7 protein-coding genes are annotated in these 10,209 nt (G+C 74.9%); all 7 read left to right on the top strand.

Going from position 1 to position 10,209, the window contains the following annotated elements; all coding sequences use genetic code 11:
• The first annotated feature begins 17 nt into the window (after nucleotides 1-17).
• The 7 genes from ACZ6KO_RS07615 to ACZ6KO_RS07585 all read left to right on the top strand — a co-directional run bounded on the left by ACZ6KO_RS07615 (nucleotide 18) and on the right by ACZ6KO_RS07585 (nucleotide 9,625).
• Entirely contained in the window at nucleotides 18-449 is a 432-nt protein-coding gene (locus tag ACZ6KO_RS07615; RefSeq protein WP_469301228.1) for a hypothetical protein, read from the top strand.
• Between the two features lie 80 nt (nucleotides 450-529).
• On the top strand, nucleotides 530-1,990 hold the full coding sequence (locus tag ACZ6KO_RS07610) for a hypothetical protein (RefSeq protein ID WP_469301226.1): 1,461 nt from the start codon (nucleotides 530-532) through the stop codon (nucleotides 1,988-1,990).
• Nucleotides 1,991-2,101: 111 nt separating this feature from the next.
• Nucleotides 2,102-5,557 (top strand): right-handed parallel beta-helix repeat-containing protein, encoded by a 3,456-nt coding sequence (locus tag ACZ6KO_RS07605; protein ID WP_469301224.1) that lies wholly within the window; start codon nucleotides 2,102-2,104, stop codon nucleotides 5,555-5,557.
• Nucleotides 5,554-6,903 (top strand): S8 family serine peptidase, encoded by a 1,350-nt coding sequence (locus ACZ6KO_RS07600; RefSeq protein ID WP_469301223.1) that lies wholly within the window; start codon nucleotides 5,554-5,556, stop codon nucleotides 6,901-6,903. Before ACZ6KO_RS07605 ends, ACZ6KO_RS07600 begins: the two co-directional genes overlap by 4 nt.
• A 177-nt stretch (nucleotides 6,904-7,080) precedes the next feature.
• Nucleotides 7,081-7,758: a sigma-70 family RNA polymerase sigma factor gene (locus ACZ6KO_RS07595; protein ID WP_469301221.1), complete on the top strand. Its 678-nt coding sequence runs from the start codon at nucleotides 7,081-7,083 to the stop codon at nucleotides 7,756-7,758.
• Nucleotides 7,759-7,848: 90 nt separating this feature from the next.
• On the top strand, nucleotides 7,849-9,003 hold the full coding sequence (locus ACZ6KO_RS07590; RefSeq protein ID WP_469301219.1) for a MinD/ParA family ATP-binding protein: 1,155 nt from the start codon (nucleotides 7,849-7,851) through the stop codon (nucleotides 9,001-9,003).
• Nucleotides 9,004-9,055: 52 nt separating this feature from the next.
• Nucleotides 9,056-9,625: a hypothetical protein gene (locus ACZ6KO_RS07585; protein WP_469301217.1), complete on the top strand. Its 570-nt coding sequence runs from the start codon at nucleotides 9,056-9,058 to the stop codon at nucleotides 9,623-9,625.
• The last annotated feature ends 584 nt before the right edge of the window (nucleotides 9,626-10,209 follow it).

The following is a 10,209-nucleotide window of genomic DNA, read 5'->3' as shown; positions in this document are numbered from 1 at the left end:
AAGGACAGGACCTCGCCATGACCGACCCGAGTGCCCCGGAGTTCCGGCTCGCCGCCGTCTTCGACCACGTGGACCCGCGGACCGGGCCCGGGTTCGCCGTCGACCACCCCGCGGTCGAGGACCCGCGGCTGCTGGGTCTGCTGGTCGAGCGCCTGAACGCGGGTACGCCCGTGCTGATGACGCCGGTGCTCATGGACGACGTACTGGACCCCGAGCGGCGTTCGGAGGTGCCGATGAACTTCCGGACGGACGGCACCTGGGTGTGGACCGACACCGTCACGTACTACCTGGAGCAGTACGCCCTCGCCCCCGAGCCCGGGCTGCTCGCCCACCTGAGCGCCCCGGAGTACCGGATCCCGGAGCCGCTGGACCAGGAAGCCGTCGAGCGGGCCGCCGCCTTCGTCCTCGCCCCGGCGCCGAAGGGCGAGACGGTCCATGTGCTCGGCTGACCGGCCCCGCTGAACCGGGGGCCGGTGTCGGTCCGTTCGAACCGGTTGCGGGTGTACCGCGAAGACCGAGGGGAAACACGGTGGACAACAACGAACAGCGGCAAGGGGCCGCCGGCGGGGCGCCGGCGGCCATCGCCCTGCCTGCGGTCGCCTGGCAGGCGGCCGACGAGGAACCGGCCGCGGCCTCCGGCCCGGCGCGGCCGTCCCTGACCCTGCCCGCGCTCGCCGCGGAACCGTCCGCCGGTGCGGCGCGGCCCGGCGTCGATGCCCGGACCGGCGCGGCGACGGTCCCGGTCGGCGGGGCCGTCGCGGCGGTCCCCGGCGACCCGGGCTCCGACACCGGCACGGGCTCCGGCACGGACACCGACGGGTCCGCGCAGCCCGAGCAGAGCACCGGGGCAGCAGCGACGCCGCACCAGGAACCGACCCAGGAACCGGCCCGGGAGACGGCGGCGGACGCCCTGGCCGCCGCGCCCGTCGCCGCCCCCTCACCGCGCCGGAGCCTGCGCCCGGGCCGGCGGATCCCGAAGCCGATGATCGCGGCGGCGGCCACCTCGGGCGTGGTGCTCATGGGCGTGCCCCTGCTGCTCTCCCAGCTCGGCGGCGGCTCCGCCCCCGGCCGGGTCCCGCCCGGCCCGGCGGGATACAACCAGCCCGACGGCGCCCCCGACGGGTTCGTGCCGGGAGCCGACGCGCCGGACAAGGGGTCCTCGCTGCCCGGGGTCGCCGCACCGGGCGCGATCGCCGCACCGGGCGAGGGCACCTCGAACACGAACACCCCCGTGGCCAACACCGGTCCGGGTACCGGCACCGGCACCGGCACCGGCACCGAGGGCAGCGGCGGCGCGAACCCGGCCGGCGGCCCCGGCGACACCCCGGTGTCAGGCCCCGGCTCCGGCCCTTCGGGCACCGGGCAGGGCTCCGACCCGGCCGGATCCCCGGGCACCGCCCCCGGCCAGAACCAGCAGCGGTCCGGCTCCGACCCCCAGTCCCCCGGCTCACCGCCTCCGGCCAAGAAGGAGTACACCGCGGTCGCCGGGCCGGGATGCGTGGGTGAGGGCACCTCGTTCAGCCGCCGCGGCTGGTACACCGACGGCAAGGAGGGCTGGAAGCAGTACGGCACCGGCGGCTACGGCAGCAGCGGGTGCAACGGCGACTTCTTCTCCATGCCGATGTCCGGCCACAGCGGCTCGGACGCGAGCAACTCCATGCTGTGGACCTTCCGCACCGGAGCCGTCACCACCGGCACCTGCCAGGTCTCCGTGCACATTCCGAACAGCTCCGACATCAAGGCCGTCGGCGGCAAGCCGTCGTACTACACCGTGCACGCCGGCGACTCGGGCAGCAGTCCCTTCCTCGGCTCGTTCACCGTCAACCAGCCCTCCCAGCTGGGCCGCTGGGTCGGCGCGGGCAGCTTCCGGATCACCGGCGGCCGGCTCGCCGTGAAACTGCACGACCGGGGCCAGGACTGGTCGGGGTCGACGAAGACCTACGCCCACCACGGAGGCGACGCCGTGCGCGTCCAGTGCACCTCTTCCTGAACCGCCGCCGAACCGCCCCTGATCCGCCCCTGAACCGTCCCTGATACGCCCCTGAACCACCTCGGCCACCACCGGCCGCCAACCGGCCCACGACGAAGGGAACCACCAGCCATGTCGCGCCATGTGCTGACCGTGTGCGCAGAGGCGCAGAACGGCGGCCGCCAGGGCTCCGGCGGGTCGAACGGCCCGTTCCGCACCATCGGAGCGGCGCTGGAGGCGGCGCGCAGCGGCGCGGTGATCTCGGTTCGGCCGGGCCGGTACGAGGAGAACCTGGTCATCACCAAACTCGTGACGATCACCGCCGAGGACCCGCGGGGCACCGTACGGGTGGTGCCCCGCAAGGGCACGGTGGTGCAGGTGGTGGCCGAGGCGGTGCAGCTGACCGGTCTGGTGCTGCAGGGCCAGGACGAGGAGCTGCCGGCGGTGGACGTGCCGCGCGGGCAGGCGGCGCTCCAGGACTGCGAGGTCGTGGGGAACGCCTGGACGGCCGTGCTCACCCGTCAGCAGGGTTCACTGGCGATGCGCGGCTGCCGGGTGACCAATCCCGGCGGTGCGGGCATCGTGGAGACCTCCACCGGCACCAGTGTGATCGAGGACTGCGTGGTGGAGCACCTGGGCACCTCGGCGGTGGTCATCGGCGAGCGTGCCGATCCGACGTTCCGCAACTGCGTGCTGCGCGACGCCCGCGGCAACGGCGTGGTCGCCAACGGCGAGGGCCGCGGGATGATCGAGGACTGCGAGATCTCCGCCACCGACAAGCCCGCCATCGCCCTGGAGCAGAACAGCGCCACCCGGGTCGTGCGCACGTCGGTACGGGACTGTCTGCTGGGCGTGTACATCAGCTCGGCGGACCGGGTGGTGCTGGAGGAGTGCTCGGTGACCGGCACGAAGGTGCACGGCATCGCGCTCGCCGAGGGGACCGATCCGGTGCTGCGGCGCTGCCGGACCTCCCGGACGAAGGGCAACGGCATCCACGTCACGGGCCGTTCCCGGGGCACGTTCGAGGAGTGCGAGGTCAGCGCGGCCGAGGGCAACGGCATCTGGGTGGAGGAGGCTTCGGGGCCTTCGTTCAGCAGGTGCTCGGTCCGGGACGCCAAGGAGGCGGGGGTCCAGCTGACCGGGGACAGCGCGCCGGACTTCGACCGCCTGGAGGTCCGGGACAGCGCGGGAGCCGGGGTGCGCGTCGTGGCGGGCGCGAACCCGATGCTGCGGCGGGTGACGGTGTCGGACGTGCGCGGGTTCGGCGTGGAGGTGACCCACGACGGGCGGGGCCGGCTGGAGGGTTCGGAGATCTACGGCACCGGCCAGGCCGGCATCCGGATCGCGGACGGCGGCAACGCGTACGTCGGCAACACCGCGGTCCGGGACACGGGGGCGGCCGCGATCGCGATCGGTGACGGCGGTGTGGCCACGCTGCGGGACTGCGACGTGGCCGAGTCCCCGCAGGAGGGGGTGCTGGTCGAGGACGGCGGTGAGCTGACCGCCACCCGTACCAGGGCCCGGTCCTGCCGGCGGCACGGCTTCCTCATCGCGGCCGGTGGCCGGGCCACGCTCACCCGGTGCGAGGCCGTCGACAACACGGCCGACGGTATCCGCGTCGACTCCGTCGAGGCGGTGCGGGTGCACGACTGCTCGGTCCGCGGCAACCGGGGCTCGGGACTGCGGCAGACCAAGCCCTCGGCACGGCTCGCGGTCGAGAACCTCACCAGCGTGGAGAACGGCTACCCGGACGCGCACGGCGAACTCGGCGCCGGGGCCGGCGGCGTCCCGCGCGCGGACGGCGGGCCGGCCGCCGACGGCCCGGCGCAGGACGCGGGGGGCGCCTTCCCCGGGGAGTCCGGGGCGGCCGGGGAGTCCGGGGCGGCGGAGCCGGGCGGCCGCCCGGGCGCGCCCGAGCCCAAGGGGCCCCTGGACGCACTCCAGGCGCTGGTCGGCCTGGACGGGGTGAAGGAACAGGTCGCCACCCTGGTCAACCTCAACAAGCTGGCGAGGCGGCGTGAGCTGGCGGGGATGCCGGCGCTGCCCATGAGCCGTCATCTGATCTTCGCGGGCCCGCCCGGTACCGGCAAGACGACGGTGGCCCGGCTCTACGGCTCGATCCTCGCAGAGCTGGACGTCCTGCCGTCGGGCCACCTGGTCGAGGTGGCGCGCGCGGACCTGGTGGCGTCGATCATCGGCGGTACGGCGATCAAGACCACCGAGGTGTTCCAGCAGGCCCTCGGCGGCGTGCTGTTCATCGACGAGGCCTACACGCTCTCGCAGGGTGGTGGCGGGACCGGGCCGGACTTCGGCCGGGAGGCCATCGACACGCTGGTCAAGCTGATGGAGGACCACCGCGACGAGGTGGTCGTCATCGTGGCCGGCTACTCGGAGGAGATGCGGGGGTTCCTGGACTCCAACCCCGGTCTCGCGTCCCGGTTCAGCCGGACGGTGGAGTTCGAGAACTACTCGGACGACGAGCTGACGACGATCGTGAGGATGTCCGCGGCCGCGCACGGCTACCAGCTCGCCGACGGCACCCGTGAGGCGTTGACGCTGCACTTCGAGACCGTGCAGAAGGGCGCCGACTTCGGCAACGGCCGGGCGGCGCGGAAGGTGTTCGAGGAGATGGTCGACCGGCAGGCGTCCCGTCTGGCCGCCCTCCCGGAGATCGGCAACGCGGATCTGGCGCTGCTGACGCCGCAGGACGTCGGCCCGGTGGCCGCCGCCGCGGCCGCCGCGGCCGGTACTCCGGCCGAGCGGAAGACGGAACTGCTGGACGAGCTGCGCGGGATGATCGGCCTGCCGGCCGCCAAGGAGCAGGTCGAGGACCTGGTCAACCTGATCAAGCAGGTGAACCGGCGCAAGGAGGCGGGGCTGCCGACCGCCACCATCAGCCACCACCTGGTGTTCTCGGGCCCGCCCGGTACGGGTAAGACGACGGTGGCCCGGCTGTACGGGCAACTGCTCGCGGAGCTGGGCGTCCTGCCCGGCGGACAGCTGATCGAGACCGCCCGGGCCGATCTGGTGGGCCGGTTCGTGGGCCACACCGCGCAGCTGACGAAGGAGGCCTTCGACAAGGCGCGCGGCGGTGTGCTGTTCATCGACGAGGCCTACACGCTGACCCCGCGCGGTGGCACGGGCAACGACTTCGGCCAGGAGGCCGTCGACACCCTGATGAAGCTGATGGAGGACCACCGCGACGAGGTCGTGGTCATCGTCGCCGGCTACGCCGACGAGATGCGGGGCTTCCTCGACTCCAATCCCGGTCTGGCGTCCCGGTTCTCGCGGTCGGTGTCGTTCGAGCACTACGCGGACGACGAACTCGTGCGGATCGTCGAGGTGCTGGCGGACAAGGCCGGGTACGTGTGCCCGCCCGAGACCCTGGCGGCACTCGGGGAGATGTTCGCAGCGGTACCGCGCGACCGGAACTTCGGCAACGGCCGCTTCGCCCGGCAGACGCTGGAGTCGATGATCACCCGGCAGGCCGGGCGGCTCAGCAGGCTGGACATCGACGACGTGGCCGAGCTCAGCCTGCTGCTGCCGCAGGACATCCTGTGGGACCGGGTCCCCGGAGGCGCCGCGTGAGCCCGGGCCGGCGGGGTGCCGCCGCCCTGACGGCGGCCCTGATGTGCTGCGGGGCGCTGGTGACGGGCCCGGCGGCCACGGCGGCGGCGTCCCCGGCACCGGCTGCGCCCGGGCCCGGGCCCGGGACGACACCGACGGCGACCGACCCGGCCCGGGCGGGCACCGGCCAGGCCACGGCGGGCACCGACCCGGCCCCGGGGGGCGGTTCCGCCGGGGCCGGGGCGGAGCCGACCTCGTTGCCCGGCCTCTCGCAGCGGCTCCCCGGCGACGAGTGCCGCAAGGCGTCGGACCGCAACGTCACCCGGACGCCGTGGCCGCAGGCGCACCTGCGCCCCGACACCGTCTGGCCGCTGACCGAGGGCGCCGGGGTGACCGTGGCGGTGGTCGGCTCGGGCGTGGACGACGCCGCCGGGCTGCTGGCCGGCCGGCTCGGCCGGGCACCGCGCCTGTTCGACGGTGGCCCGGCGACCGACTGCGCGGGACACGGCACCTTCACGGCGGGCCTGATCGCCGCGGCCCGCACGCCCGGTTCGGGGTTCGCGGGCATCGCCCCCCGCGCCCGGATCCTGGACGTCCCGGTCACCGACCGGCGCGGGAACACCACGGCCGATCTGCTGAGCGCCGGCATCCGGGCGGCCGCCGACGGCGGGGCCCGCGTCATCGCCGTGGTGGCCGTGGCGGGCTCCGACAGCCCGTCCCTCGCGGACGCCGTGCGGTACGCCGTGGCCAAGGGCGCGGTCGTGATCGCTCCGGTCTCTCCCGACGCGGACCACGGAGGGCCCGCCTACCCGGCGGCCCATCCGCAGGTGCTGTCGGTCGCGGCGACCGCCCCGGGCGGGGCTCCGGCCCGGCGGACCACCGCGGGCCGGGTGGACCTCACGGCGCCGGGTGAGGCCGTGATGGGCCCGGGGCCGGGCGGGAAGGGCCAGTTCACCGCGTCCGGACCGAGTTACGCCGCCGCTCTGGTGGCCGGTACGGCGGCGCTGGTGCTCGGCTACCGGCCGGAACTCGACGGTGCGGCGCTCGCGCACCGGCTGCGGGCCACGGCGTCCGGCCCGGCCGGGGTGGACCCGGTGGCCGCCGTCACCGCGGTGCTCCCCGAGGAGCAGCGGCCCGCGGCACCGGCCCGGCCCGCCCGCGCCGCCGCCTCCGGGGTGGCGATGCCGCCCGGACCCGGGCCGTCGGCCGCGGGTCCCGCCTGGCTGGTCTCGGCGGGCGCCTTCGCCGTGGCGCTGGGGGTGGCCGGTGCCGCCGTGGTGGTGCCGGGAGGGCGGCGCCGCGGTTGGCGGCCTGGCCGGTACCAGGCGCCCGCAGCGGACAGGAAGCGCAGGTCAGAAGGGTTTTAGCGGCGACACGACGCGCTGCTGCCGGGCGGGCCGGGGCCGTTGGCGAAACGTTGGTGAAGCGTTGGCCAGGGCTGGGACGCTCGCTTCCGTCAAGCCCGGCGCGCCGCACCACGGCGCCCGGATGGTGCTGCCGCCGCTCCGCGAGACCGGCGGCGCAATGCGGGAGGAACAGCCGTGATGGGGATCGAGCGGCACAGGGCCGATGGTGATCCGACGGTCGTGGGGGCCGCCGGGGACGACGCGGCGGACATGGCTGCCGCGTGCGAGGCGGACCCCGGCCCGGACACCACGACGGGTACGGCCGGGTGCGAGGGCACGGGCACGGACCCGGTGCACCGTCCGACGATGGACCGCGACACGCTCGCCGAGCTCTACCGGCTGCACGCTTCGTACCTGCTGCGCTCGCTGCTCCGCCTGACCAGTGGTGACCGGGGCAAGGCCGAGGACATGCTCCAGGAAACGTTCCTGCGCGCCTGGCAGAACCCGCAGGCGCTGACCCGCGGCCCGGAGCACGGCCGTCCGTGGCTCTACACGGTGGCGCGCCGGATCGCCATCGACCACTTCCGGATGCAGGCCGCCCGCGCCAAGGAACTCGGGGACGAGACACCGGAGGACCGGCCGGCCACGCACGATCCGTACGACGAGGTCCTGGCCGCCCACGACATCCGCGGCGCGCTCGCCGAACTGCCCCCGCACCACCGGCAGGTGCTCGTGGAGCTGCACCTCAACGACCGTTCCACCGTCGACGCCGCGGCCGTCCTCGGAGTCCCGCCGGGCACCGTCAAGTCCCGGAACTTCTACGCGGTACGGGCCTTCCGTCCCCTGCTGGAGCGGCGCGGCCTCGCCCCGGCATGACCTGCCCGGCGGGCCGGAGCTGAACCGGCACCGGTTGCACACCGTTCCCCCGGGTGACGCCCGGCCGGGACGACGAAAGGGGACCGCGACGTGACCACCATCGTGGACAGGAACGACATGGACGAGCCCGGACACTGGACGGGCGCCCCCGACTACGGACCGGCCCACTGGCCCGGTCCCGCCCCCGAGCCGCAGCGGCCCCAACTCCGGAGCCTGCGCGACCTGCTGGACGCCGTCCCGGCCACGGCCCCGGCCCCGCTCGCCGAGGCCCTCGCGCGGCCCGCCACCGAGGACCCGGCCCCCGCCCCGCCGGCGGTGCCCGCCGCCCCGGCCGGTCCGCGTGCGGGTCTGGTCGCCGCGGCCCCCCTGGGCCTCGCCCCGGCCGTCGAGCTGTCGGCCGCACGCCTGGTCCGCCGTACCCCCCGCGAGCGGCTGCGCGTCGGCCGGCGCCGGGCGCCGCGCGGATTCTCCGAAGTCCTGCGCACCCCGCTGCGGCGCAGCTACCGCATCGCGGTGATCAGCCTCAAGGGCGGGGTCAGCAAGACCACGACCACCACCGCCCTCGGCGCCGTCCTGGCCCGCGAACGGGCCGACCGGGTCATCGCGGTCGACGCGAACCCGGACTCCGGCACGCTGGGCCGGCGCGTGAACCGGCAGTCCGGCGCCACCATCCGCGACCTGGTGGCGGCGCTGCCCGGCCTCCAGACGTACATGGACATCCGGAGGTTCACCTCCCAGGCGCCCAGCGGTCTGGAGATCCTCGCCAACGACACCGACCCGGCCGTCTCGCGGATGTTCGACGAGCAGGACTACCGGCGCGTCATGGAACTGCTCAGCGGCCAGTACCCGATCGTCCTCACCGACTCCGGCACCGGTCTGCTGCACGACACCATGCGCGGCATCCTGGACCTGACGGACCAGCTGGTCGTCGTCGCCACCCCGAGCGTCGACGGGGCGAGCAGCGCCGGCATCACCTTCGACTGGCTCAACGCCCACGGTTTCCAGGAGAAGGCGCTGGGCGCCGTGACGGTCGTCTCCGGCGTACGTTCCGCCTCCGGTCGGCTGATCCGGGTCGACGACGTCGTCGCCCACTTCCGGCAGCGCTGCCGGGCCGTGGTGACGGTGCCGTACGACGAGCACCTGGCCCGCGGCGGGGAGGTCGACCCCGAGCAGATGCGCCACCGGACCCGGGCGGCGTACTACGAACTGGCGGCCCTGGTGGCGCAGGAGTTCAGCCGTGCCTGACGTCCGCCCCGCCTGACCGCCCCGCACCCGAGACACCCCTGGAGGAACACTCATGGCCTGGTACGAGGGCCCTTGCCGGATCACCGTCGTCGGCGTGGACGCCGACTACCCCCAGCGCGCGGTGGTCGTCGTGTCCGGCGCGGGCGGGGCCCGGACCGTCATCCCCGGCGTGGCCGGCACGGTCCGGCACATCGACGCGCCGAGCTGGCACCTCGAGGTGGAGCACGAGTACGAGGGCGTGTGGCGGCCCAATGTCCGGGCGGTCCGCAGCCGGTGGGAGTCCGTCGGCGGGATCCGCACCCAGACGATCACCAGCAAGGACGTGGACTGGGCCCACGGCAACGCGCACGAGCGCAACCTGGTGCTCCGTCTGGAGCGGACCGGTGAGCCGGCGGAGCGCTCCGGCGACGCCGGTCAGGGCCTCGGCCGGGGGCTCGACGCCGCGTCGCCCACGGCCACCCGGTCCTCGTCCGCCGGGCCCGCCGCCCGTGCGTCCGCCGGACCCGCCCGCTCCGTCACGCAGTCCTCGTCGGGCGGCGCCGCTTTCGCCGCGCCTCCCGCCGCGTCCCCGGGCCGTACGGGTTCCGCCCACGGCTCCACGACGAGCAGCAGCCCCTGGTAGTCGTCCGGCCGCCCGGAAACGGCCCGCCCCGCCGCACGGGGAGTGGCGGCGGGGCGGGCGGTCCCGCGGGGGACTGCGGGACCGGGCGGAAGGGCCGGGGCCGGTGTACGGGGGGACCCCGTCCCCAGGCGCTTCCACTCAACTCAACGTATGAAGGGGCGGGCCGGGTTCACCGTCCGGTGAAACACCTGCCGCCCCGGCCCTCTCTGGCCGAATCCGCACCCCCGGGCGGCCCGGAGCGTCCACGGACCCCCTCGACCGGTGGTGACCGACGAGGCCGGCGCCACAGCGGTTCACCTTCAAGATCATCACACGTCACCCGGAATTCCCCGCGAGGTCGCCGGGAACCGGTGAAGTCGGGTGAACCGGAGGGCGCTGCCGTCCGTGCAACAGCAATGGGCTAGCCTCGGACCTGCCTCAAGGCGGTTTGGCTCGGTTTCGGTGATTTTCAGCCACTGGTCCGGAGTCCGCTGGAGTCGGTACGGTGACCGCTCCAGTCGCTGCTGCGAGCACCATCCCGGAGCGCCCTTGACCGCGGGCGCCGCGTGTCGGGTGGTTCCACGTGCTTCGCGCATCGGCCGGTG

It is taken from the genome of Streptomyces sp. NPDC042102, assembly GCF_055582305.1.
The sequence above is the reverse complement of the archived record's forward strand: the minus strand, read 5'-3'. Positions and strand labels throughout refer to the sequence as shown.

What these genes read in the sequence shown, in the direction of transcription:
- ACZ6KO_RS07615 (WP_469301228.1), top strand. Translation starts at nt 18, where the DNA reads ATGACCGACCCGAGTGCCCCGGAGTTCCGGCTCGCCGCCGTCTTCGAC.
- ACZ6KO_RS07605 (WP_469301224.1), top strand. Translation starts at nt 2,102, where the DNA reads ATGTCGCGCCATGTGCTGACCGTGTGCGCAGAGGCGCAGAACGGCGGC.
- ACZ6KO_RS07595 (WP_469301221.1), top strand. Translation starts at nt 7,081, where the DNA reads ATGGGGATCGAGCGGCACAGGGCCGATGGTGATCCGACGGTCGTGGGG.
- ACZ6KO_RS07585 (WP_469301217.1), top strand. Translation starts at nt 9,056, where the DNA reads ATGGCCTGGTACGAGGGCCCTTGCCGGATCACCGTCGTCGGCGTGGAC.